Below are 23,240 nucleotides of genomic sequence, written 5' to 3'. Positions count from 1 at the left end.
TGTGCTCGCTAGGACCGGGCGAGTTCCAGGAAAGCGGCCAGATCGGTGACCTGTTCCGGAGTGTCCGGGAGGTACTCGGTGAGCAGGGCCGAGTGGACGATGACGGCGGTCCACATGGCGCGCGAGACGGCTGTGGTGATCCAGTGGCGGGACAGCAGGGTGTGGATGCCGTGCGGGGCGTCGCTGGGGGAGGAGGTGGTCATGGAGATCAGCACCACCGCGGCCTCCCGGCCGGCCAGGCGTTCGGGAGTGCCGACCAGGACGTCCTCGATGCGGGCCCGGGACAGCAGGGTGCGGATGCGCGCGACCTGCGCGTGATACGGGGTGACGACCAGGATGTCGTGCGGATGCAGGCGTCGGGTCACCGCGCCCTGATGCCACGGCAGACCCAGCAGATTCCGCACCCGGCGGACGATCTCGCGGGCCTCCTCGGCGGATTCGGTGCTGTTGCCGTGATGTTCGATCGGCTTGGTGCGCACACCCGGCGCGACGCCTTCGAGATCGCGTGCGAGAGTGACGGTTTCGCTCGAACGTAGCCGCCCGCCGTACCGCAGCCGGGATACCGGCCCGCACAGCTGCGGATGCATCCGCCAGGTGCGATCCAGGAAGTAGCCGAATTCGACCGGCAGCGTGGGCAATTCGCCGAGCAGACGCCCCAGCGTCGAATCGTGCACCGGCTCGGGATGAATGCCGTGTCCGGGCAGCGGGGCCGGATCGCCGAGTAGCAGCAGATTGTGCGCGCTGCCCGAGACCGCGATCGCATCGGCGAGCGAGAAATGCCCGGCATCGACGATCAGCAGCAGATCCAGCGCGCCGGGCGGCACCTGCGCGGCGTCGGCGAAATCGCCTGGCAGACCGCCGATCACGCAGCCGTTGACGGCGTTGTCCAGGAAACGCGGGTAACGGCCCGGCTCGATGGTCAGCCATTCCGGGGCCACCGCGTGGGTCTCGGATTTGGCGACCAGTTCCGGCAGTACGCCGACCCGCACGAGCGCGTCCAAGACCTGCTCGACCGCCCAGTGCGACCGGGCGACCACTCCGACGCGCCACTTGTACCGGGTGACCAGCCGCTCCACCACGCGGGCGGCGGTATCGGTCTTGCCGGTCCCCGACGGCCCCTGCACCGCGACATAGGAATCGTCCAGATCGAGCACCGCCGCGGTGACGGCCGCGGCGTGATCGCCGAACACCTCGGGCAGCGCCGCACCCGAACGCAGGCGCGGCCGACGCCGCAGCAGCAGGTCGAACGCGGCTGTCGCGGGCACCTCGGGCAGGCTCACCAGCAGCTCGTGCGCCGCGGATTCGAGTGCGTCCGCGATGTTCTCGTCCTGGCCGGGCGGGCCCGGCACGATCGCGACCGGGAGCTCGTCGTAGGGTTCGCAGCCCTGCGGCAGCAACTCCTCGACCCGTAGGGCGTCGTCGAAATTGGCATCCAGCGAACAGCCCAGGATGGTGGCCTGCGCGGTGGTGCGGCGGCCGGGGGAGCTGGTCATCCCGGGGACCGGCCGGTCGTAGACGGTGAGCACCGGCGTCCCGGGACGTGGTGCGGCACCGGTGCCCAGACGTCCGGTCAGCGTGAGGTAGCGACGCATCGGCAGGTCACCGGTGCTGTGCCACTTGGTGTCCACGGTGCCCCAGTCCGCGATGAGCACACCCGGAGCGTCCTCCCATTCGGCGATCGGCCGCCGCAGGCGATCCTCGTGTGCCCAGTGCAGCGGCTGCCGCTCGCGGCGGTGATAGGCCAGGGTCGCGGCGGTCAGCGCCGCGGCCCGCTGTGCGGCGCTGCGGGATTCGTCGAAGTCGAAGGCGAATTCGCGCAGGGCCGCCTCGACCGCGGGCAGCGGTTCGGTCTCCGGGCGAGGGGCCTGTGCGGCGGGGCGAACACCGTGCTCGGCGGCCAGCCCGCGCAGCCACTCGCGCAGCCGCAAAGTATGCGCGCACTCCGATTCGAGTGCCTCACAACGGATTTCGGTCCCCGCGTCGAACAACTCGGCCAGATCGGTCAGCCGATAGGAACGCTGCCCGATGATCAGCGCGGAGCGCAGGATCGGGTACAGGTCCACCAGGGATCCGAGCAGGTCATCGATGATCTGCTCATCCGCGCCGTACCGGACGCACAGTCGGGCCAGCAACTGCCGGACCGGCGAACGGTAGTGGTAGATCCGCATACCCGGGTGGTGCTCCTGGCGGTCCAGGAGATATTCCAGCAGATCGGGCGTCTCGTCGGCGGCGTCGAAACCCTCGTCGGCCGAATCCGTTCCGGCGATGGCGAAGGCGTGGAACAGCACCACCGGATCCTCGCCGCTCTCGGAGTGATGGGCCGGGGCCACGCCGACGCCCACCGCCGTGGCGGGCGTGTCCGTCACGGCCAGGAAGACGTCACCGGGCGAGGGGAGCGGCAGCGCACCCAGTGCCCCCGCATCGGTCACCGTATAGACCGCCGCGCCGGTGCGCTCGTGCTGCAGCTGTACCTCGGCCTGTCGGGACAGCGCGGAAAAGGTATGTGCCGCAACGCCGGTGACCGCGGAATCGGCGGCCGCGAGGCGATCGACGGTGGTGATACCGGCATCGCGCAACTGCGCCCGCACCCCCGGGCGCATACCGGCCACCAGCAGCAGATCGCGACCGGCCACCAGTTCCGCGGTGCAGGTCGGGCAGTGTCCGCAGGCCAGATAGCGGCGATCGCCCCACTGCACATGCAGCAGTTCGTTCTGTTTCCCGGCCAGGATCGTGGCCAGCCGTGCGCGCCGGGCCCGGAACACCGCGGCGGCGGTGTCCAGGTCGTGGATCATCTCCGAGCCGTCGGACAGTCGCAGCCGCAGGCGCGGATCCACCCGGAAACCCCGCTGCTGCATCGCATCTGCGCAGCCCGCCAGTTCGATCAGCGCGCCGATGGGGGAGTTCGAACCTGCCACGCCGTGGATCGAGTACGTGTATTCCAGCGGATCGGCTGTCGCGCCGCGCGGCGGGTCCTCGGCAGCGCGTGCGGTATTCGGGCTCACGCCTACCGGGAACTGCCCGGTGGTGGACATGTGCATGCCCGGGGAGAGTTGCGCGGACGGTCCGTTCGTGGCGATCATGTTCGCGCCCAGGGCGTCGCCGTCGACCACGGAATCGTCGTTGTCGTCGAGGACCGTCGAGGCAGGGCGGGGTTCCTCGTGTTCGCCTCGGACCAGCAGGGCACAACCGGTGGTGAACTCGCCGTCGAAGAACCGTGCGCCGGCGATCACCGGCGCGCCGGCGCGCAGGGCGGCAACCGTCCGTCGATCGGCGCGATCCAGGGCGGCGACCATCGCGGCGGGGTCGTCTCCAGCGGACGGATCGATGCGGACCCCCGCGTCGGCCAGGCGGGCCGGGAGGCTGTCGAGTTCGGCGTCCACCGCACGGATGTCGGTCAGGAACAGCGAATCGGGCGATGACCCGGTGCCCGCAACCGGCGGCACCAGGCCCAGTTCGGCATCGAGCGCGCGCAGCAGCGCGAACTCGCAGCGCGCCGCTTCCACCAGGTCACTGGTGCTGCACACGACGCGATCACCGAACAGAATCAATCGTGGCCCTCCTGTGTCTCGGGACACCCGAAGCCCCGGGCGACGCACCGTTGCGTGCCGAGTCGCGCAACAGCGTAATCATTCGAGGTCGCACGGCGTGGCGTACGCGGCGCGTGTCGTCACGTGAAGTGAAACGCAGCCAGCCGTGGGGACCGGCCCGCACCCCCGCGTGACGGAAGGCCCGGTCCCGAGTGTATGGGACGCGGGCCCTCGCGCGTGGTCAGGTGGGCTTTTCACAGGTGCAGGGGGTGCCGCGCGGACGGGTGCGACCGGTGAAAGGATTGCGGTATGCCGTTTTTCGAGGGCTCGCGCGGGCGGCTGCACTATCGGCGCTGGCCGGTGCGGCAACCGCTGGCCGTACTGGAATGGCTGCCCGGCTCGGGGCAGCACACCGGGCACTATCACCGATTCGCCCGCGCGCTGGGCGCACAGCACATCGAGGTGTGGGGGCTGGACACCGCGGGGCAGGGGCTGAGCGAGGGCGATCCGGCCGCGCCCGGCTCCATCGACGAACTCGCCGCCGACGCGCTGAGGCTGGCCGCCCTGATCCGCCGGGAACTGCCCGACGCGTCGTTGATCGTGGCGGGCCACTCGCTCGGTGCGGCCACCGCGTTGACCGCACGTGCGGCCCTGCCCGATTGCGCCGGGCTCGTGCTCACCGGCACTCCCACGCGTGCGGCGACTCCCGATGCGCTTGTGCCCGAAGGACTACCGGTTCTGGCCCTGCACGGTGTCGACGATCGTCGCGCACCCATCGATCCGATTCGCGACTGGACCGGGCGTCAACAATCTGTAGGGTTGCGTGAGTACACCGATGCCGGGCACGATTTGCTCCACGAACCGGTGCACGCGCGGGTCACCGCCGACATCGCGGAGTGGGTACGGGGTGTGGTCGCGAGCGCGGTGCGCACACCTGTGGAGTGAGCTCGAGAAAGGGGGACCGGTGCAATCACAAGAGACCGGGGACCTGCGCAGCGATGTGGCAGCCCTGACGCAAGCGGTCGACGACGGCGAACTGTGGATGGACGGTGTACTGGTCACCGAGGGCGTCCACGAACGCTGTGCGCGCCGCTACGAAACCCTGGCCGAGCAGGTGGAAGCGCAGATGAAGGTGTTGCACGCGGCCACCGCGATGCCCGGCTTCGGCGGTTTCGAATCCGGCGGCTCACTGCAGCGCGGATTCGAGGGCAAGGCCGCCGACGCACTCGAGCATCTGCGACAGTACGCCGACGCTGCCCGCCAGCTCGCGCAGACGCTGCGCACCGCGGGCGCGGCCTACACCCAGCACGACGCCGATATCGCTGCGGCCCTGGGCAAGACCAACAGCGATGTGGTGGGGGCCGGGCATGCATAAGATCAGCGGCGACGGCACCACGGTCGAAACCACGCACTCCGACCCGGATTACGCGCCGAACGTCGAAGTCTTCGACCACCTGACCTACGACGAGATCCACCGCGGCGTCATGGCGCTCAAGCCGGAGGTGCTCACCGCGGGCCGCCAGACCTGGCAGAGTTCGGGCAGCGCGATGAGCGATGCTGTGCAGCAGGCACATGCGGAGATTCGCGCGGCCATCGCCGACGGCTGGCGCGGCAGTGCCGCGCAACTGGCCGCCAATGCCGTGCAGGCGTTCGAATCGCTGGGACAGAATCTGGCCGATGTGATGTCCGAGGTCGGACATCGTCTCGGACAGGCCAACGACGCAGCCGAGACGTTGCGTTCGTCGGTATCGCACCCCGCTTCGGCTGCCATGGATCTCGATGCCGCACTGCTGGATCCGAAGCATGCCGCCGCCAATGCCGAGACGCAGAAGACCACGGAGAACGTCCGCCTGGATGTCGTGCGGGTGATGAATTCGGTCTATGTCGGGGCCTTCATCCCGACCGGCAACAACGTGCCGGGCTTCCCCGTCGGCGGCATGTACCCGACGCAGCAGCAGACCACGCCGCAGCCCGGCGTGACCGCCCCGGGCACCAGCGTGGATACCGCGAGCCCGACCACATCGCACGGGCCGAATTCGAATCTTGCCGGGACGCAGTCGGATCCGACCATCCACCAGCCGTCCCAGCAGCAGGCCGCGCAGCCCGACCAGGCTCGCACCGATGCCGCCGCCGCGGTGACACCGGCCTCGGTGACCGCCCCGGCGACAGCGCCCGCCGCGGCGACGACGCCCGCTGCCGTGCACCCCGCGTCCACCGCCACTCCGGTGAATACCGTTGCGCCGCAGGCAGATCGGGCAGCTCCCGTGACATCGGCGCCCGCTTCGGCGGTAGCGTCCGCTCCGGCTGCCGCCACGCCGCGCGGTACGTCGACCAAACCGCAGAACACCTCCACGAAACCGCAGAGCACCGACGGCGACGGCAAGCGCAAGGACCAGTCCGACGGTTCCACCAGCGGTGACGGTTCCGGCGGCGGTGACGTCTCGTCCGGGATGGGTGCCGGGATCGTCGGCGGACTCGCGGGTGGCGCATTCGCCATGGGCGACGCGACCCGGCCGGGCAACACCGTGCCGGCTCCGCCGCGGCGCTCTCCGGAGGACGAGTACGAGGACGACGAGGACTACTACCCCGAGTTCGACGATCCGACCTTCCTCGAGCCCGCCGAACCCGGCACCGAGCTGGTCGGGCATCTGGACCCGACCACGCCGCCGGTGGTCGGCGAGTGGGTCGACGATGAGGAGTGAGCCGACAATCGCGTCGGTAATCGAATCCGTGGTGGGCCGCCGCCGGTGAAATGGACGCTCACGCCCGACCAGTTCGCACTGGCCTGGGAGCGCACCGACGGCGACCGGATTCCGTATCCGCTCGCCGTTCGACTGTCCGCTCGCGACAGCGGTGAACGTGCCGCACAACTGCCCGAATTGAACGAATGGTGTTCGCGCACACTCGATCCCGATCTGGAAGGGGCGTTGCGGGTGTTGGCCCGCCCCGACGTGCGGGTGGAGGTGTTCGGCAGGCAGGGGCCCGAACCCGACGCGCCGCCGGTGCGGGTGCTCGGCGCGGGCTCCGGACATGTCACCGTGGTGGCCGCGCAGCGTGCGGGTGAGTTGCCGGACCGCGGTTCGGATATCCGGCTGTTCGTCGGTAATCCGAAATCCCTTGCACCCCGGGTGATCTCGATGCTTCCGGAGAACGTCGCGGGCACCGGGCCACGCTACAGTGCCCCGGTGGGCCGGGTCCGCGAGGACAGTCGCGATCTGGTCACCGTGCCGATCTCCGGGCCGTCCGCTCCCGCCCGCATCCGCCGCCTGCTCAAACAACCGCGCGACGGGATCGGGCAGATCATCGTCTCCGCGCGCCGCAGCAACGGTGAACTACGCCCGTTGGGCGTACTGTGCTGGATCGACGTCGCCGGGGACGGCCGCTATACCGTGCACACCCGCACCGAGGTCGACATCGTGCCCGCGAGCGCGGAGGCGTTCACCACCGCGCTACGTCCGATGCTCACCGCCGCCGAACGCATCGTCGCCGAGGCCGGAGTCTGGTGATTCGCCCGGCGCGGCGCAGGTACGCAGCAGGTCGATGACCTCCTCGTCGGTGAGCTGGTGGAAATCCCGATACGCCCCGCCGACGCCACCGAGCACGCGGGGGACCAGCGGACAGATGAGTTCGTCGGCCAGTTCGCCGACCCGGCGCAGCGCCTCGATCGAGGAGACCGGCACCGCCACCGTGAGCCGGCGCGGCGCGCAGATATCCGCGACCTGACAGGCGACCGCGACCGTGGCGCCCGTGGCCATCCCGTCGTCCACGATCACCACACAGCGGTCGGTGAGCGGCACGCGTGGCTTTCCGCCGCGCAGAATCCGTTGTCGCCGTGCGAGTTCCGTGCGTTCGCGATCCTCGATGGCGGCCAGTTGGCCGGGACCGACGCCGGTCTGGCCGATGACGTCGTCGTTGATCACCCGCGCCCCGCCCTCGCCGATCGCGCCCATCGCCAACTCCGGCTGCCACGGCACTCCGAGCTTGCGGACCAGCAGGATGTCGACCTCACCGCCGATCACCGCGTGCACGCCCGCCGCGACCGGGACTCCGCCCCGAGGAAGTCCCAGCACCAGCGGATCCGACGCTCGCAGGTGCATCAGCGACCCACCCAGCGAGCGACCGGCGGCGATCCGATCGGGATAGATCATGGTGTCTGTCAGTCTAGTTCGCCGACACCGAATCTCCGCAGGTTCAGGCTCGGGTTCGTGGCCCGCACCTTGTCCAGGTGATCGGGTTCGATGCGGGCGGTGGCGAATCCGGTGCCCTCGCCGAGTTCGGCGAGCACCATGCCCGTCGGATCGACGATCATCGACCAGCCCGCACCGCGCGGCGCGGCGTGATCGGCGGCCGCGACGTAGGCGGTGTTCTCGATGGCGCGCGCCCGCAACAGCGTCGACCACTGTTCGACCTTGTCGGGTCCCGGAATCCATTGCGCGGGCAGCAGGAGCACCTGCGCACCGGCCGCGGCCAGCCGCCGGAACCCCTCCGGAAAACGCAGATCGAAGCAGGTCTGCAGGCCGAATACGACGCCGTCCGCGGTGAACGTCGCCGGTTCGGTGATCGGGCCCGGCAGGACGATGTCCGATTCGCGGAAGCCGAATGCGTCGTAGAGGTGCACCTTGCGGTAGACGGCCGCGAATTCGGCGTCGGGTGCGGCGGCGACCAGTGTGTTGTAGACCAGGCCGGACGGTCCGCCCGCCTCGACCACACCCGCGACCAGGTGCACGCCGAATTCGGCGGCCAGTCCGCGCAGCCCGGTGACGTATCGTCCGGTGAGCGGTTCGGCCGCGTCGATCACCCGCTGATCCAGCCGGGTCACCGCGAACATCGAATACTCCGGGGCGACCACGACCCGCGCGCCGCGTTCGGCGGCGGCGCGCACGTGCTCGCGCAGCATCGCCAGATTGGCGTCCTTGTCGGTGTAGGGGTCGAACTGCACCACCGCGACGTCGAGTGCCTTCGCCGGCGGCGAGGCATCGGAGCTGCTGGTCGGTCGCGCCGCGGGGTCTGCGGCGGTGACGGTGACGGGCGGCACGGGCGGCTGCTGCGGTTGCATACGTCTCACCGTATTGGGCCGATGGTCGGGGTGACCACCAGCACGCAGTAAACTGCTGGTCAATGAATACCTCAGAGGTCGACAGCGATTCCCAGTCCGACGAGAGGGACGCCGCCGACCCGTCCTTCGCCGATCTCGGCATCGATGACCGCATTCTGTCGGCCATCGCCGACGTCGGCTATGAGTCGCCGTCGCCGATCCAGGCCGCCACGATTCCCCCGCTGATCTCGGGGGCCGATGTGGTGGGCCTGGCGCAGACCGGCACCGGTAAGACCGCCGCCTTCGCGATCCCGATCCTGATGGGTCTGGCCAACGCGGAGGGCCGCCCGTCCAAGAGCCCGCGTGCGCTGGTGCTGGCGCCGACCCGCGAGCTGGCGATCCAGGTGGCCGAGGCGTTCGGTAAGTACTCCGCGCATCTGCCGGGTGTGCACGTGCTGCCGATCTACGGCGGCCAGAACTACGCGGTGCAGTTGTCCGGGCTGCGGCGCGGCGCGCAGGTCGTCGTCGGTACGCCGGGCCGTGTCATCGATCACCTCGAGCGCGGCACGCTGGATCTGTCGCAGCTGCAGTATCTGGTGCTCGACGAGGCCGACGAGATGCTGAAGATGGGCTTCCAGGAGGATGTGGAACGCATCCTGCGCGATACGCCCGCCGAGAAGCAGGTCGCGTTGTTCTCGGCGACGATGCCGACGGCGATCCGCAAGATCTCCAAGCAGTATCTGCACGATCCGGTGGAGATCACGGTCAAGGCCAAGACGGCCACCGCCAGCAATATCACCCAGCGCTGGGTGCACGTGTCCTATCAGCGCAAGCTCGATGCGCTCACCCGCATCCTCGAGGTCGAATCCTTCGAGGCGATGATCATCTTCGTGCGCACCAAGCAGGCCACCGAGGAGTTGGCCGAGAAGCTGCGCTCGCGCGGTTATTCGGCGGCCGCGATCAACGGTGACATCGCGCAGAATCAGCGTGAGCGCACCATCGGACAGCTCAAATCCGGTGCGGTGGACATTCTGGTCGCCACCGATGTGGCCGCGCGCGGCTTGGACGTGGATCGCATCTCGCATGTGCTCAACTACGACATCCCGCACGACACCGAGTCCTATGTGCACCGCATCGGACGCACCGGTCGCGCCGGCCGCACGGGTGAGGCGTTGCTGTTCGTCGCGCCGCGCGAGCGCCGCCTGCTCGATGCGATCGAGCGCGCCACCCGCCAGCCGCTGACCGAGATGCAGCTGCCCAGCGTGGACGATGTGAACGCGCAGCGGGTGGTGAAGTTCCAGGACGCCATCACCGAGAATCTGTCCTCGGACAATCTGGCCTTGTTCCGCAAGCTGATCGAGGACTACGAGGCCGAGCACAACATCCCGCTGGTCGATATCGCCGCCGCCCTGGCGGTCGCGTCGAACGACGGTGACAACTTCTTCATGGAACCCGAGCCGGAGCCGGAAAAGCAACGGCGCGAACGGGCCCCGCGCAAGTTCGACGAGCGTGAGGACCGCCGCCCGGCCGGGCCGAGCAAGCATCGCAGCACCGGCGCGGACATGGTGACCTACCGGATCGCCGTGGGCAAGCGCCACCGCGTGGTGCCCGGTGCGATCGTCGGCGCCATCGCCAACGAGGGCGGCCTGCGCCGCAGCGATTTCGGCCACATCAGCATCCGGCCCGATCACAGCCTCGTCGAGCTACCGGCCGACCTGTCCCCGGAGACTCTGGAAGCATTGCGCCGCACCAGAATCAGCGGCATCCTCATCCAGTTACAACCCGACCAGGGCCCGCCCGGACACCGTTCCCTGACCCGCGGCCCCCGCCGCGAGCCCAAGCGCTTCGACCGCCGCAAGCCGCGTACCTAGCGACGGAAAATGCCGCCCCGGGAGAATCACTTCTCTCGGGGCGGAACTAGTGGGCGCTGCGCGGGCCCGAGGGGACGCCGCCGGGGACCGCCTGGCCGGGGGCGGGCTTCGGGGCCGCCGGGGTGGTGGGGTCGGGGATGGGGGCGTTGAAGTTGGGGCCGGGCGCGTTGTAGACGGTGAAGGCGCCGACGGTGGGTGCGATGACGCAGGTGCCGCCCGGATAGCCGATGGTGCCCCACAGGGCCGCGACGACGGTGCCGGGGCCGGTCGCGACCGTCTTGGACAGGCCGGGCAGGTGGTACTGGGTCATGTCGTCGAGCGCGCTGACGCCGCTGCGGCCGTTGCCGGTGTTGAGCCACGCGACGTTCAGGCCCGAACCGGTGGCGTAGCCCGGGGTGGCGGTGGTGGCCTGGAAACGCAGGGTGCCGTAGCCGCCGTGCAGGCCGTTGTCGGCCCCGTTGGATCCCGCGACGCCCGAAGACACCGTCATGGTGACCGGGTTGCCGGGGCAGCCGAAGGTGGGGGAGGAGAACCAGAACGGCTGGAACGCGCCCGCGATGTGATCGAGCTTGGCGGCGGTGAGCAGATGCGTGGACTTGGCCAGCTTGCTCACCGCGTTCTTCGCCGCCGCATCGGAGCCCACGGCCGTGGTGAGGTGATCGATCGCGGTGTCGGTCGCGCTCGGCGCGGCGTCTGCGGTGCCGAATGCGGTCGCGGTGCCGATTGCGGCACAGGCCGAGAGCGCGGCCAGACGCGCGAGGATCCTGCCGTTCACTCGTCGTACTCCTTGATCGTGAACCGGTCGGCCACCGAATTCGTCCGATTCGCCGGACGGCCGCAGCCTGCTTCCGGAGCAACCTACCAGTTGGCAGCCGGTCGAGTGGGGTGGACCGGGCGTGCTGCGCCGGCCGGGGCGAATGCGCTGGTGTGATCCATCCGACAGGTCCGGATTACCGGGGAGTAGGTTTGAGCCCGGAAATCCAACACGGTGGGAGACGCCCATGAAACTTGCTTTGGCACCCGATGCGGTGGCCTTCCGGGACGAACTGCGTGAGTTCTACCGGACCAAGATTCCGGCCGAGATTCGGGACAAGGTGAAATACGGCCGGGAACTCTCCCGCGACGATATCGTGACCGCGCACAAGACCCTGCACGCGAACGGTCTCGCGGTGCCGAACTGGCCCGCCGAATGGGGTGGCAAGGATTGGACGCCGCTGCAGCGTCACATCTGGGAAGACGAGATGCAGCTGGCCTGCGTGCCCGAGCCGCTGACCTTCAACGCGAACATGATCGGCCCGGTGATCGCCCAGTTCGGTTCGACCGAACTGAAGCAGCGCTTCCTGCCGCCGACCGCCTCCCTCGACATCTGGTGGTGCCAGGGCTTCTCCGAGCCCGACGCCGGTTCGGACCTGGCCTCGCTGCGCACCACCGCGGCGCGCGACGGTGACTCGTACATCGTCAACGGCCAGAAGATCTGGACCACCCTGGCTCAGTACGCCGACTGGATCTTCTGCCTGGTGCGCACGAATCCGGACGCGCCCAAGAAGCAGGCCGGCATCTCGATGCTGCTGTTCGATGTGAACACCCCCGGTGTGACGATCCGCCCGATCAAGTTGATCGACGGACATCACGAGGTCAACGAGGTCTTCTTCGAGAACGTCCGGGTGCCCGCCGATCAGCTGGTCGGCGAGGAGAACATGGGCTGGACCTACGCGAAGTTCCTGCTCGGCAACGAGCGCACCGGCATCACCGGTGTGGGGCGCACCAAGGTCAAGCTCGCGGTCGCGAAGGAGTATGCCGCGCAGACGAAGATCGGCTCGGGCACGCTGCTCGAGGATCCGGTGTTCGGCGCGCGGGTGGCCGAGCTGGAGAACGAACTGCTGGCCCTGGAGCTGACCCTGCTGCGCGTGGTGGCCAATTCCGCCGAGGGCAAACCGAATCCGGTCTCCTCGGTGCTGAAACTGCGTGGTTCGGAACTGCAGCAGGCCGCGACCGAACTGCTGCTGGACATCGCGGGCCCGGACTCCCTGCCGGTGAACGCCGAGGCCATCGCCTCGCCCGATTGGGCGCAGCGCAGCGGTCCCGGATACCTGAACTTCCGCAAGACCACCATCTACGGAGGATCGAGCGAGGTGCAACGCACCATCATCGCCTCCACCATCCTCGGATTGTGAGGCGCAGCCATGGATTTCGAACTCACCGATGAACAGGGCATGCTGCGCGACACCGTCCGCGATCTGCTGGCCCGCAGCTACGACCCGGAGTACCGGCTGAAGGTGATCGACACCGAACTGGGCTGGAACCGCGACGTGTGGGGCCAGCTGGCCGAATTGGGTGTGCTGGGACTGAGTTTCAGCGAGGAGGACGGCGGCGTGGGCGCCGGTCCGGTGGAGACCATGGTGGTCATGGAGGAGATCGGCCGCCGGCTCGCGCCCGAACCGCTGCTGGATGCGGTGCTGCTGCCCGGCGGGTTGATCGCCCGGGTGGGCACCGCCGAACAGCGTGCTCGGGTGTTGCCCGAGGTCGTCTCCGGCGCGACACTGCTCGCCTTCGCCCATGACGAGCCCGGAACGCGCTGGCCCGCAACCGGTTCGGCGGTCACCGCGACTGCCGACGGCGACGGCTACCGGATCACGGGTGTGAAGAATCCGGTGTCGCACGGTGATTGCGCCGACCTACTGGTCGTCAGCGCGACGCTGCCCGGTGGCGGGATCGGATTGTTCCTGGTCGCGGCCGACGCCACCACCCGGATGCCGTATCGCACCTTCGACGGTCTGCGCGGCGCGCAGATCGAGTTCGACGGCGCGGCGGCCGAACTGCTCGGCGAATCCGGTGACGCCTCGGCGGCCATCGCTGCGCAGATCGTGCAGGCGCAGGCGAGCCTGTGCGCGGAGTCGGTCGGTGCGATGGCCGAGGCGTTGCGGCTGACCACCGATTATCTGAAGACCCGCAAGCAATTCGGGGTCACCCTGTCCAAGTTCCAGACGCTCACCCAGCGTGCGGCGAACATGTACGTCTCCCTGGAACTGGCCCGGAGCATGAGCGTGTACGCCACCGCGTCGCTGACCGAGGGAGAACCCGATCCGGCCGTGGCCTCGCGGGCTCGCCTGCAGGTCGGCCGGTCCGCCCGGCACATCGGTCAGGAGGCGGTCCAGATGCACGGCGGTATCGGCATCACCACCGAATATCCGGTCAGCCACTACGTCGCGCGACTCACCGCCATCGAGCACACCTTCGGCGGCGGATTCGAGCATCTGCGGGTGCTGACCGATCGCCTCGGCGAATACGACCTGGTCGAGCTGTAGCGCGACCGCGGTGACGGCCGTTCCCCGTCAGTTGTCGCCCTCCTCGGACGGCAGCCGATGGTGGGGGTACTGCGGATCGGTCGTCACCGAGGTGGGCGCGGTGGTGGTCGTGTCCCCGCCGTACGGGTCGGTGGTACTCGTCGGCGGCGTGGTGTTGCCCGGGGGATCGAAGCTCTGCTCGTCGAACGGATCCATGGTCGGCGTCGCGGCCGGAAAGGACGGATCGGAGGGGAACGGCGAGGTGGTCGAGGTGGGGCGGGGCGTGGTCCTGGCCGCGATATGCCAGGACGGCGACGGCGGGATGACCACGACGTAGGACGTCGCACTCGCGGCGCGGGTGCCCGTGACGACGTGTCCGTCCGCACTGAGCGGCGGCGGAGCGACATAGACGTCGTGTTGTCCGAGTCCGCAGGCTCCGATCAGTACCAGCCCCAACGAGATTGCGCCCGCCGCGATCGCCGGGCCTGCCACCTTGGCGGTCAGGCGGTGTGGGATGTCCTCGGCGTTATCCCCCAACTCCGCCTTGCTGCCGTGCATTGGTGACTAGCTCCTCAATTGTCCCGAACCGGCCTCACATTATCCGAGTGCCGGGGTCGGGGGCCAGATGAGCGTGCTGGTCGACAAGATACCGACCCGTCATGTCAAACACCTTTGGTTCAGATAACGGATCGATAACTTCGGCGTGTCATACGCGTGTCGGGTGGAGATTTGACAACGGAGACGTAGCGTGTGGGCAAAGTTACACGTGAGACGCCTTCAATATGCCGGGGGAAACCGTGAAATTCACGGCTCCGGCGGCGTCATCGAGGAGTGGTGATGGGAGCTTTCTCGACGACCCCCCTGGGCGCGGCGCCCCAGAGTGATTCGGCCGCAGCCGAATCCTCGCGTCCCGTCTGGGCGATCGTCTCGCGCCTCGTGGCCTGGGTGATTTTCGCAGGCGGCATGGTGGGAGCGGTGATGGGCATTGTCGATCTACGCGTCCTGGTCACCGTCGCAGGCCTGATCCTCGCCAGCACCGCCGGTTTGGTGCTGTTGAAGCTTCGGGCCGATGCGCACGGATCGGCCTGAACGCGCGGGTCGGTGAACGCCCGCGGAAATCCGCTGGGCGATAAGGAATTACGTGCCCGACCTCGTCGGGTATGCGGTTCGAGCCGATCTGTGGACCTCGTGCGGGTCCGGCAATCCACGATGGACGCCCTCGGTGATCCATTGCGACACACGACGATTACCGCTGTGGTCAGGTGCTGTCCGATGCGGTGATCCGGCTGATCTCGCGCCGGGTGGGACGTTCGGCGCATCGGCTGTGGATTCGCATGCTGCCGGTGAATCGGTGGCGCTCAGCGCTTTTGCGGTTCGGCCAGGATTCGATCGAGTGCGGAGTCCAGTGCCGTCGCGGGGTCCGCGGGCGCGGTCGGCGTGCGCCAGGCGACGATCTGATCGGGACGTAGCAACAGTGCACCCGATCTGGTGATACCTGCTGCTACGCACCACTTTTCGTCCAGGGTGTGGACGTATGTGCGCGGTCTCGGCGGAATACGGTGATCTGCCCGGCGTTCGGTCGAGGATGCATCCGGTGGTGTTGCTGCACAGCCGGTTTCGCGCAGCGCGTCGGGCAGTCGCTTCGACAGCTGCCAATGGTCGGCCTGCGGGCCGGTGAGCAGGGCGAAGCCGGGGCCCGGGAGGTCGAGGGTGGAGCGGCCGTCGGGCAGGGGCAGATGTGGCACTCGGGTGCCGGGCTGGCCGGTGAGATCCAGGTGAGTCAGGGTGTGTGGGCTGTCATCGTCGATGAAGGCTCCGGACGGGTAGCGCTGGCCGAGAATCATGGCGATGGGGTCCGCCAGTGGCGTGCCGTCGGTCGAGCGGTGGGCCAGGGTGCGCAGATCGGCTGTGCGGACGCTGGATTGGTCGGCGGTGAACCAGCCGACCGGGTGGCGTTCGGTGTGGTAGGTGTCCAGCAGACCGGGCCCGGCGGCGCCGCGCAGTACCGCGGCAAGCTTCCAGGCAAGGTTGTGCACGTCGTGAATGCCGGTGTTCGCGCCGGCGGCCGCATACGGCGGCATGACATGGGCGGCGTCCCCGGCCAGGAAGATCCGGCCGTCGCGATACCGGTCGGCGACGAACATGCCCGGCTCCCAGGGCAATACGCTCACCACCTCGAGGTCGACATCCGGTTCGCCGATCGCGATCCGTAGCGCGCGCGGCCAATCCCGCACCGGGCGGTCGATATCGTGCGAGGTGCTGAAGATCCATCGGCGCGCGCCGTCCACGGACATGAATGCCCCTGGTGCGCGGTCGTTCTCGATCTGACAGAGATTGAATTCGCGGCCCCGCACCAGATTCGACAACTCGGCGTGGAAATAGACGTTCACCGCTCGGCCCAGGGTGCCTCGACCACTGCGGGTGATACCCAGGCGCTCGCGGATCGGGCTCGCGGCTCCGTCCGCGGCGATCAGATAGCTCACCCGCATCCGCCGGGGATCGCCGTCGGCGCTGCGTAGCGTCGCCGTGACGCCCGTTGTGTCCTGGGTGAATTCGGTGCATTCGACACCGAAGCGGATATCGCAGCCGCGCTCGGTGGCCAGGGTGCGCAAGGTCGGTTCGAGCAGATCCTGTGCGCACAGGCAGGCCGTGGACGGGGTGATCGCGGCCCAGTCGGGCATGCCGCCCGGCAGTGTGAACGGCAGGCGGGTGGCGCGGGCCAGGGTCGGCCCGGCGGCCATGGCCTGGTGGGCGGACAGATCGCGCGCCGCGTCCAGGACCGTCTCGCCGATGCCGATCTGGTCGAACAGTTCCATGGTGCGGATGTTGATCCGCCGGGCCTTGGGTTGTGGGGATGTGGTCGCGCGCCGTTCCACCAGCAGCGATGGCACACCGTGGTACCGCAGGAACAGGGCAGCCGTCAGGCCGACGAGTCCGCCGCCGACGATCAGTACCCGAGGTTCGTGTACGTCGTACATCATATGTACGTTGTACACCAATGGTTGAATGCCCGGCAAGGGACGGATTTTCGAGGAGGTGCAATGACCGAGGAGGCTCCGGGACCGCTGATCTGGACCCTGCCCGAACCGCCCGGACGGCCCACGACCAGTCTCAGTCGCGCGGGCATCCTGCACGCGGCCCTGGCGATCGCCGACGCCGAGGGAGCGCCGGCGCTGACCATGCGTCGCGTCGCCGCGGCCGTGGGCGCGTCGACCCCGATGTCGCTGTATCGCTACGTCGGTAGCAAGGACGGTCTGGTGGATCTGATGATCGACGCCGTCTACGGTGAGATACCGCTGCCGGAGGAGCCTGCGGCACACTGGCGTTCGGGTCTCGAGCACCTGGCACGGGAAACCTGGGCGGTACTGCTGCGCCACCTCTGGTTCGGGGAGCTCGTGCACACCCGCCCACCGCTGGGGCCGAACGCGCTGCGCTACTTCGATTTCCGGTTCGCGATGCTGGAGCCGCTGGGTCGCACCGCCGATGAGCTGTCACTGATCACGAGCGCGGTGGACGGGCATCTCTTCGGCGCGGCACTGCAATTGGCGCACGAGCAACGCATGCGCACGCGCGTCGGCCTGCACACCGACGACCAGCTGGCCGCGGCCGCCCGCCCCTTCGTGGAGCCGATTCTCGCCGAAGGCCGCTATCCGGCTTTCAGCCGATGGTTCCAGGGGCGTACCGGCGCGGGCCCCGACGAGCCGGTCGAATGGACCCTCGGTTGTATCCTCGACGGCCTCACCCTCAGGCTCGGTCTGCCGGCGTGAACCGTCCGGCGGCTGCGTGGCGGACCGATCAGTTCTTTTCGTGCACAACCCATTCGAAGGCGTCGGCCTCGGATCGGGCGCCTTCGGCGGTACGGGACCGATTCGGTTCGCCGAGTTCGCCGAGCAGGTCGCGGGACAGGCCGACCAGGGTTGCCAGCGTGTCCGGGGTGAACCAGTCCGGGCGGGTGGCGAACAGCAGATCCTCACTCGAGGTGTTGCCGCTCGCGCCGGGGGCGAACGGGCAGCCGCCCAGCCCGCCGAGCGAACCGTCCACCATGGTGGCTCCGGCATCGAGTGCGGCCAGCGAATTCGCCACGCCCATACCCCAGGTGTCGTGGCCGTGGAAGATGATGCGGCGCTCGGGAGTTCGGGCCCGCACGGCAGTGATCAGATCGCTGACCTGCCGCGGATGCGCTTGGCCGAGAGTGTCGGCGACGACGATATCGGTCGCACCCTCGGCGCGGGGATCGTTCGCGATGTCCAGCACCCGACGTGGATCGACGGGACCGTCGAACGGACAGGTGAACGCCGTGGCCAGGCACAACTGAATCGATCCTCCGGCCTCGTGCGCCAGGGTGATCGCCTCGGGCATGGCCGCCAGGCTCTCCTCGGTGGTGCGCCCGATATTGGCCTTGTTGTGCGCGTCGGACGCCGAGAAGCAGTACTGGAAATTGCGCACACCGGCCTCGGCGGCTCGGCGGACATGCCGGGGCGTGGCCACCCATACCCAACAGTGCTGCAGCTCTTCGGGTTCCAGAGCGGCGATCAGATCCATCGTGTTCGCCATCGGCGGCACCAGATCCGGCCGCGCCATCGAACCGATCTCCAGCGTGGGCACGCCCAGACCGAGCAGGGTGCGCACGAGTTCGACCTTGCGATCGGTGGGTAGCACCTTGCCGGTCAGTTGCAGGCCGTCACGTAGCGTGACATCGCGCAGCATCAGTCCACCTCCAAGTCGCGGATCTGCTCCTGCGACATGCCCAGCAGTCCGGCGAGCACCTCGTGGGTGTGCTCGCCCAGATCCGGGCCGACGTTGCGGATCGGCAGCGACGCCTCGCCGATCACCGGCACGATGCCCGGGAAACCCACCTGCTTCGGCTCGGATTCGCCGACGTCCACCGGAAAGTGCTGAATCATGTTGCGCGACAGGTACTGCGCGTCCGTGGTGATATCGGCCGCGGTGTAGATCGGGCCGGACGGGATGCCTGCGCTCTCCAGAATCGCCAGCGCCTCGTCACGGGTGTGGCCGCGCGTCCACTCGGCGATGGCGGCATCGAGGCGTTCGCGATGTTTCCAGCGACCGGCGTTGTCGGCCAGTTCCGGATCCGCGGCCAGATCGGGCCGCTCGATGACCTGCATATAGCGCTGGAAGATTGCATCGCCGTTACCGCCGATGATGATGCTGAACCCGTCCGAGCAGGGGTAGGCGTTACTGGGGGCGATGCCCTCCATCCGGCCGCCGACGCGTTCGCGGGCGATGCCGTAGGCGTAGTAGTCGGGCACCAGCGATTCCATCACCGACAGGATCGATTCGTTCAGCGCGACGTCGATCATGCGGTGCGGCAAGGGAATCGACTCGTTCGACCGCTCGCGCCGGAACAGGGCCATCACCGTGCCGAAGGCCGCGTAGATCCCGGCGATCGAATCGCCGATGGACACGCCCACCCGTACCGGCGGTCGATCCGGATCGCCGACCAGTTCGCGCAGACCGCCCACGGCCTCGGCCACCGCCGCGAAGCCGGGTCGCTGGGACATCGGTCCGGTCTGACCGTAGGCGGAGATCCGGGTGAGGATGAGATCCGGATTGGCCGCGTTCAGCTCCTGCGGGCCCAGCCCCCACTTCTCCAGCATGCCGGGCCGAAAATTCTCCAGCAGGACATCGGATCGGGAGACCAGATCGAGCACGATCGCCCGGCCCGCCTCGGACCGCAGATCCAGGGTGATGGACTTCTTGTTCCGGTTCACGGTCCGGTACAGCATCGAGGTGTCGCCACCGTACAACCGCCAGTTACGCAGTTCGTCACCGGTTTTCGGCCGCTCGACCTTGATCACCTCGGCGCCGAAATCGCCGAGGATCCGCCCCGCGGTCGGCGCCGCGATGTAATTGCCCAGCTCCAGTACCCGCACTCCGTCGAGCGGCCGAATCTCCATGGAATCGATTCAACCAGTCTCGGCGGGAGTCCTGTAGCCCGCGCCTGCGCCGGAGAGGCGGACGGCCATGCCGACACTCTGCGGTATAGCAACTCGGCCGAACTGCGGCAGCCGGCTCGGTGTCGGTGCGACCCGAATGGGCGATCGGTCCGTGAGGGGCATCGAGGCAGCCGAAAGTCTCGGTCGCGGAGGGAATCGGCGACGGGGACCTTCGGCTGCGGCGCGATCAGGCGGCGGCCTGCTCGACCACCGAATAGTGCTCGGCGTTACCGGCGATCACCGTGCTGGTCCGGCCGTCGACGCCGACGGGAATATCGCCCGCGAGGGTGATGCGGGTGAGCTTGCGGTGCTCGGCGCCGTCGAAATCATCGATGGCGTAGTGCTGGGTGGCGCGGTTGTCCCAGATCGCGACGTCGCCCAGCGACCAGTTCCAGCGGGTGGTGTGCTCGAGCCGGGTGACCCGGTCCTGGAACAGCCGGAACAGCGCCTGGGACTCGGAGTTGTTCAGTCCTGCGAAATGCTTCACGAAATGTCCCAGCAGCAGGGCGCGTTCACCGGTTTCGGGGTGCACGCGCACCACCGGGTGCTCGGTCTCGTAGTAGCTGGAGACGAACTCGTCGCGATAGGACTGGTACTTCGGATCCGAATCCTTGCCGTGACCGGCGGCGTAGTCGTAGGCGTTGGTGTGCACCGCGCGCAGACCCTCCGCCAGGCGCTTGAGCGGGTCGGGCAGCGAGTTGTAGGCCGCCACGGTGGAGGCCCAGGTGGTCGAACCGCCGTAGCTGGGCAGCGTGACCGCGCGCAGGATCGATGCCTTGGGTACCCGGTCCACGAAGGTCACGTCGGTGTGCCAGCTGTTGGCCCGCCCGGTCTCGGAGTCGATGGCCAGCGATCGGACACCGCGGGAGGTGACCGTCGGATGCGGTGTGGTCGGGGTGCCCAGCAACTCCGCGAACGCGTACTGGCCGTCCTCGGTGAGGTGGTCCTGACCGCGGAAGAAGATCACCTTGTGTTCGTTGAGCGCCGCGCGGATCGCCTCGACGGCCGGCGCGGACAGGTCACCGCCGAGCCGGACGCCCTCGATACGTGCGCCGATGTGGGTGCCGAGCTTGACGACCTGCACGGCTGTCTCGGTTTCTACTGCGTGATCGACGGACATGAAGCGCCTTTCGCTCGGATCTGTGGTGCATGAGCAGCACATCACCGGCGAGCGGGACGAACCATATTTGCGGTCAGGAGGATCCGAACGCTCGCGCTCAGCCCAGATGTTCGCGCAGATAGGCCAGATCCTCGGCGACGCCCTCCGCGGGGGTTTCCAGGACCACCGGCGCACCGGCGGTGCGGCAGACCTCGGCCAGCAGTTGCGGGTCGATGGTGCCCTCGGCGAAGTTGGCGTGCCGATCCGCGCCCGAATTGAACTCGTCGCGTGAGGAATTCAGATGGACCAGATCGATCCGACCCGTGATGGCCTTGATCCGATCCACGACGCCGATGAGCTCCTCGCCGCCGGCCCAGGCGTGACAGGTGTCCAGGCAGAATCCCGCGTCGTACTCGCCGACGACGTCCCAGAGTTTGGCGATGGAGTCGAAATACCGGGCCATGGCGTGATTTCCGCCCGCGGTGTTCTCGATCAGGATGGGCACCGCGAACCCGCCCTTGTCCTGCTGGCGCTCGAACAGCTTGCCCCAGTTGGTGATACCGGCCTCGATCTCCGCATCCGAGCGCACATGCCCGCCGTGCACGACGAGGCCGAACGCCCCCAGATCGGCTGCCGCCTGCGCCTGCAGCGCCACCGCCTGCCGCGAGGGCATGCGCAGGCGATTGTTGGTGCTGGCCACGTTGATCTGATACGAGGAGTGCACCACCAACTCGATCGGGCTGGCCTTGATCTGCTCGGCCAGCGGATGCGGCTGGGGTTTGTCCCAACTCTGCGGATCCACCACGAACATCTGGATGACCTCGGCGCCCAGTTTCTCGCCGAAGCCGATCGGATCACTGTCTTGTCTGACGTGTGCTCCAATGCGCATGGGACCGAGCGTATCGGTACCCACCGACAGGTTCCGCCGGGGCGCGGAACAGGCCGTTTCCACCGGTCCTTCCGGGGCGATCAACCCGCATGGGATCGGTGCGCTGGGGGCGCGGCGGCGTTCGCGCCACCGCGGGTGCGGATTCCTCCGGGCTGCTATGGTTTCGGTGTTTCCCGTGGTCGGCTCGTAACGACGACGGAGTTCATGCGGTACACGGCCGTGCGCTGGCGGGTCCCGGTGCGCGGCACGGGAAGTGGGAGCGGACATCATGGTGGCCAACGGTGAGATCTTCGCCGGATATCTCGTCGAGCAATTGCTCGGCCGCGGCGGCATGGGTTCGGTATATCTGGCCAAACATCCCCGTCTGCCGCGCAAGACCGCGCTCAAGCTGCTCAACCGTGAAATGGTATCCGATCAGGAGATCCGTGCCCGCTTCGAGCGCGAGGCCGATCTGGTCGCCCAGCTGGACCACCCCAATATCGTGACTGTCTACGACCGCGGTCTCGAAGACGGTCAGCTGTGGATCTCGATGCAGTACATCGACGGTATCGATGCCGCCAGTGTGGACCCCACCAAACTCCCGCCCGAGCGAGCGGTGCAGATCATCGGCGAGGTCGCCGAGGCATTGGACTACGCGCACGGCAACGGCGTCATGCACCGCGACGTCAAACCCGCGAACATGCTGCTGGCCCGCTCGACGGGTGGTAAGGGCGAGCGCGTCTACCTCACCGACTTCGGCATCGCCCGGCTGCGTGACGACGGCGGCCACCTCACCCAGACCGGCACGTTCACCGCGACGCTGGCGTACGCCTCGCCCGAACAGCTCACCGGGGCCAACCTGGACGGCCGCGCGGATCAATACTCGCTGGCCTGCAGCCTGTTCTGGTTGTTCACCGGGACCGGGCCGTTCGCCGCGTCGAATCCGGCCGCGGTGATTCGCGGACATCTGCAGGAGCCCGCGCCGCCGCTGAGCAAGATCCGGCCCGGCCTCCCGCCCGCGATGGACAGCGTGCTGGCCAAGGCCATGGCCAAACGCCCGGACGACCGGTTCGTCTCGTGCGCGGAATTCGCCGCCGCGGCCCGCCGCGCCCTCGCCGCGCCCAGCTCCCCGGGGGTTCCGCTGTCGCCGCCGCGGCAGTTCACCGGCCCGGGTATGCAGACCGTCGGCCCGCAGACCCTGGGCCCGCAGACGGTAGGGCCGCAGACCGTCGGCCCGCAGATGGGCCTCACCGGAACCGGCCCCGGCAATCCCGTGGTGCCGCAGCGGACCGGCCCCGGCATGCAGAACGCCGGACCCATGCCCACCGCCGGGCCCGCACCTGTGCCGATGCCGGTGCGTTCGCCTACGCCGCCCCCGCAGCAGATGTATCCGCAGAATTCGCCGTATCAGCAGACCGGTTACGGCTATCAGCCCACGCAGATGCCGCCGCAGCGCAAATCCAACACCGGCCTGATCATCGGCATCATCGTCGGCGCGGTCGTCATCCTGCTGGTCGTGCTGGCGATCATCGGTTCGCTGGGCTAGCCGGTCCGGTATACCCCCGAAGTATTGGGGGGCATTCCTGATGGCGCAGACGT

General features: G+C 68.4%; 20 protein-coding genes. 10 read left to right on the top strand and 10 right to left on the bottom strand.

Going from position 1 to position 23,240, the window contains the following annotated elements; translation table 11 throughout:
* Nucleotides 1–8: 8 nt before the first annotated feature.
* Nucleotides 9–3,548: a bifunctional RecB family nuclease/DEAD/DEAH box helicase gene (locus K7711_RS39245; RefSeq protein WP_222976562.1), complete on the bottom strand. Its 3,540-nt coding sequence runs from the start codon at nt 3,546–3,548 to the stop codon at nt 9–11.
* Between the two features lie 288 nt (nt 3,549–3,836).
* Here K7711_RS39245 and K7711_RS39240 point away from each other — a divergent pair, with 288 nt between their 5' ends.
* From K7711_RS39240 to K7711_RS39225, 4 genes are read left to right on the top strand one after another with little or no spacing between them, the layout of a single operon-like run.
* Nucleotides 3,837–4,472, top strand: a complete 636-nt coding sequence (locus K7711_RS39240; RefSeq protein ID WP_222976560.1) for an alpha/beta hydrolase — start codon at nt 3,837–3,839, stop codon at nt 4,470–4,472.
* A 19-nt stretch (nt 4,473–4,491) separates the two neighbouring features.
* Nucleotides 4,492–4,902 (top strand): hypothetical protein, encoded by a 411-nt coding sequence (locus tag K7711_RS39235; RefSeq protein WP_308015147.1) that lies wholly within the window; start codon nt 4,492–4,494, stop codon nt 4,900–4,902.
* Entirely contained in the window at nt 4,895–6,229 is a 1,335-nt protein-coding gene (locus K7711_RS39230) for a WXG100 family type VII secretion target (protein ID WP_222976558.1), read from the top strand. The genes K7711_RS39235 and K7711_RS39230 overlap by 8 nt, the downstream gene beginning before the upstream one ends.
* Nucleotides 6,230–6,274: 45 nt before the next feature.
* The gene (locus K7711_RS39225) at nt 6,275–7,033 is read left to right on the top strand and encodes an ESX secretion-associated protein EspG (RefSeq protein WP_222976556.1); all 759 of its coding nucleotides are present in this window, start codon (nt 6,275–6,277) and stop codon (nt 7,031–7,033) included.
* On the opposite strand, the gene K7711_RS39220 is transcribed toward K7711_RS39225, so the two are convergent.
* Both K7711_RS39220 and K7711_RS39215 read right to left on the bottom strand, forming a co-directional pair.
* Nucleotides 6,977–7,675, bottom strand: coding sequence for a phosphoribosyltransferase (locus K7711_RS39220; RefSeq protein WP_222976554.1), 699 nt, complete (start codon nt 7,673–7,675; stop codon nt 6,977–6,979). The two genes, K7711_RS39225 and K7711_RS39220, sit on opposite strands and share 57 nt — an antisense overlap.
* Nucleotides 7,676–7,683: 8 nt before the next feature.
* Nucleotides 7,684–8,583, bottom strand: a complete 900-nt coding sequence (locus K7711_RS39215) for a carbon-nitrogen hydrolase family protein (protein WP_222976552.1) — start codon at nt 8,581–8,583, stop codon at nt 7,684–7,686.
* Between the two features lie 62 nt (nt 8,584–8,645).
* Between K7711_RS39215 and K7711_RS39210 the strand changes: the two genes are divergently transcribed.
* A complete protein-coding gene (locus tag K7711_RS39210) occupies nt 8,646–10,433 on the top strand; it encodes a DEAD/DEAH box helicase (protein ID WP_222976550.1) in 1,788 nt (595 codons plus the stop codon).
* Nucleotides 10,434–10,479: 46 nt separating this feature from the next.
* Here K7711_RS39210 and K7711_RS39205 read toward each other — a convergent pair whose 3' ends face one another.
* On the bottom strand, nt 10,480–11,208 hold the full coding sequence (locus K7711_RS39205; protein ID WP_222976549.1) for a hypothetical protein: 729 nt from the start codon (nt 11,206–11,208) through the stop codon (nt 10,480–10,482).
* Nucleotides 11,209–11,434: 226 nt separating this feature from the next.
* Between K7711_RS39205 and K7711_RS39200 the strand changes: the two genes are divergently transcribed.
* Both K7711_RS39200 and K7711_RS39195 read left to right on the top strand, forming a co-directional pair.
* Entirely contained in the window at nt 11,435–12,607 is a 1,173-nt protein-coding gene (locus K7711_RS39200) for an acyl-CoA dehydrogenase family protein (RefSeq protein ID WP_222976547.1), read from the top strand.
* A gap of 9 nt (nt 12,608–12,616) precedes the next feature.
* On the top strand, nt 12,617–13,738 hold the full coding sequence (locus K7711_RS39195) for an acyl-CoA dehydrogenase family protein (RefSeq protein ID WP_222976545.1): 1,122 nt from the start codon (nt 12,617–12,619) through the stop codon (nt 13,736–13,738).
* Nucleotides 13,739–13,765: 27 nt separating this feature from the next.
* Here the strand turns inward: K7711_RS39195 and K7711_RS39190 are convergent, their stop codons facing one another.
* Entirely contained in the window at nt 13,766–14,275 is a 510-nt protein-coding gene (locus tag K7711_RS39190; RefSeq protein WP_222976543.1) for a hypothetical protein, read from the bottom strand.
* A 279-nt stretch (nt 14,276–14,554) separates the two neighbouring features.
* Between K7711_RS39190 and K7711_RS39185 the strand changes: the two genes are divergently transcribed.
* On the top strand, nt 14,555–14,806 hold the full coding sequence (locus K7711_RS39185; protein WP_157186430.1) for a hypothetical protein: 252 nt from the start codon (nt 14,555–14,557) through the stop codon (nt 14,804–14,806).
* 269 nt (nt 14,807–15,075) lie between these two features.
* On the opposite strand, the gene K7711_RS39180 is transcribed toward K7711_RS39185, so the two are convergent.
* On the bottom strand, nt 15,076–16,698 hold the full coding sequence (locus tag K7711_RS39180) for an FAD-dependent monooxygenase (protein ID WP_235748468.1): 1,623 nt from the start codon (nt 16,696–16,698) through the stop codon (nt 15,076–15,078).
* 60 nt (nt 16,699–16,758) lie between these two features.
* Between K7711_RS39180 and K7711_RS39175 the strand changes: the two genes are divergently transcribed.
* Nucleotides 16,759–17,484: a TetR/AcrR family transcriptional regulator gene (locus K7711_RS39175; protein ID WP_222976541.1), complete on the top strand. Its 726-nt coding sequence runs from the start codon at nt 16,759–16,761 to the stop codon at nt 17,482–17,484.
* A 28-nt stretch (nt 17,485–17,512) separates the two neighbouring features.
* Here K7711_RS39175 and K7711_RS39170 read toward each other — a convergent pair whose 3' ends face one another.
* From K7711_RS39170 to K7711_RS39155, 4 genes are all read right to left on the bottom strand, one after another.
* Entirely contained in the window at nt 17,513–18,424 is a 912-nt protein-coding gene (locus K7711_RS39170) for a hydroxymethylglutaryl-CoA lyase (protein ID WP_222976539.1), read from the bottom strand.
* The gene (locus K7711_RS39165) at nt 18,424–19,635 is read right to left on the bottom strand and encodes a CaiB/BaiF CoA transferase family protein (RefSeq protein ID WP_222976537.1); all 1,212 of its coding nucleotides are present in this window, start codon (nt 19,633–19,635) and stop codon (nt 18,424–18,426) included. The genes K7711_RS39170 and K7711_RS39165 overlap by 1 nt, the downstream gene beginning before the upstream one ends.
* Nucleotides 19,636–19,861: 226 nt before the next feature.
* Entirely contained in the window at nt 19,862–20,794 is a 933-nt protein-coding gene (locus K7711_RS39160) for a TauD/TfdA dioxygenase family protein (protein ID WP_222976535.1), read from the bottom strand.
* Between the two features lie 97 nt (nt 20,795–20,891).
* Complete coding sequence (locus K7711_RS39155; RefSeq protein ID WP_222976533.1) at nt 20,892–21,662, bottom strand: deoxyribonuclease IV; 771 nt, start codon at nt 21,660–21,662, stop codon at nt 20,892–20,894.
* A 268-nt stretch (nt 21,663–21,930) separates the two neighbouring features.
* Here K7711_RS39155 and K7711_RS39150 point away from each other — a divergent pair, with 268 nt between their 5' ends.
* On the top strand, nt 21,931–23,187 hold the full coding sequence (locus K7711_RS39150; protein WP_222976531.1) for a serine/threonine-protein kinase: 1,257 nt from the start codon (nt 21,931–21,933) through the stop codon (nt 23,185–23,187).
* The last annotated feature ends 53 nt before the right edge of the window (nt 23,188–23,240 follow it).

The organism is Nocardia coffeae, assembly GCF_019890715.1.
Lineage (GTDB): Bacteria > Actinomycetota > Actinomycetes > Mycobacteriales > Mycobacteriaceae > Nocardia > Nocardia jiangxiensis.
This window is presented reverse-complemented; position numbering and strand designations above follow the sequence as displayed.

Excerpts from the sequence above, each read along its gene's own strand:
- K7711_RS39240 (WP_222976560.1), top strand. The coding sequence starts at position 3,837 with ATGCCGTTTTTCGAGGGCTCGCGCGGGCGGCTGCACTATCGGCGCTGG.
- K7711_RS39230 (WP_222976558.1), top strand. The coding sequence starts at position 4,895 with ATGCATAAGATCAGCGGCGACGGCACCACGGTCGAAACCACGCACTCC.
- K7711_RS39220 (WP_222976554.1), bottom strand. The coding sequence starts at position 7,675 with ATGATCTATCCCGATCGGATCGCCGCCGGTCGCTCGCTGGGTGGGTCG.
- K7711_RS39215 (WP_222976552.1), bottom strand. The coding sequence starts at position 8,583 with ATGCAACCGCAGCAGCCGCCCGTGCCGCCCGTCACCGTCACCGCCGCA.
- K7711_RS39210 (WP_222976550.1), top strand. The coding sequence starts at position 8,646 with ATGAATACCTCAGAGGTCGACAGCGATTCCCAGTCCGACGAGAGGGAC.
- K7711_RS39200 (WP_222976547.1), top strand. The coding sequence starts at position 11,435 with ATGAAACTTGCTTTGGCACCCGATGCGGTGGCCTTCCGGGACGAACTG.
- K7711_RS39195 (WP_222976545.1), top strand. The coding sequence starts at position 12,617 with ATGGATTTCGAACTCACCGATGAACAGGGCATGCTGCGCGACACCGTC.
- K7711_RS39190 (WP_222976543.1), bottom strand. The coding sequence starts at position 14,275 with ATGCACGGCAGCAAGGCGGAGTTGGGGGATAACGCCGAGGACATCCCA.
- K7711_RS39185 (WP_157186430.1), top strand. The coding sequence starts at position 14,555 with ATGGGAGCTTTCTCGACGACCCCCCTGGGCGCGGCGCCCCAGAGTGAT.
- K7711_RS39180 (WP_235748468.1), bottom strand. The coding sequence starts at position 16,698 with ATGATGTACGACGTACACGAACCTCGGGTACTGATCGTCGGCGGCGGA.
- K7711_RS39175 (WP_222976541.1), top strand. The coding sequence starts at position 16,759 with ATGACCGAGGAGGCTCCGGGACCGCTGATCTGGACCCTGCCCGAACCG.
- K7711_RS39170 (WP_222976539.1), bottom strand. The coding sequence starts at position 18,424 with ATGCTGCGCGATGTCACGCTACGTGACGGCCTGCAACTGACCGGCAAG.
- K7711_RS39165 (WP_222976537.1), bottom strand. The coding sequence starts at position 19,635 with ATGGAGATTCGGCCGCTCGACGGAGTGCGGGTACTGGAGCTGGGCAAT.
- K7711_RS39160 (WP_222976535.1), bottom strand. The coding sequence starts at position 20,794 with ATGTCCGTCGATCACGCAGTAGAAACCGAGACAGCCGTGCAGGTCGTC.
- K7711_RS39155 (WP_222976533.1), bottom strand. The coding sequence starts at position 21,662 with ATGCGCATTGGAGCACACGTCAGACAAGACAGTGATCCGATCGGCTTC.
- K7711_RS39150 (WP_222976531.1), top strand. The coding sequence starts at position 21,931 with ATGGTGGCCAACGGTGAGATCTTCGCCGGATATCTCGTCGAGCAATTG.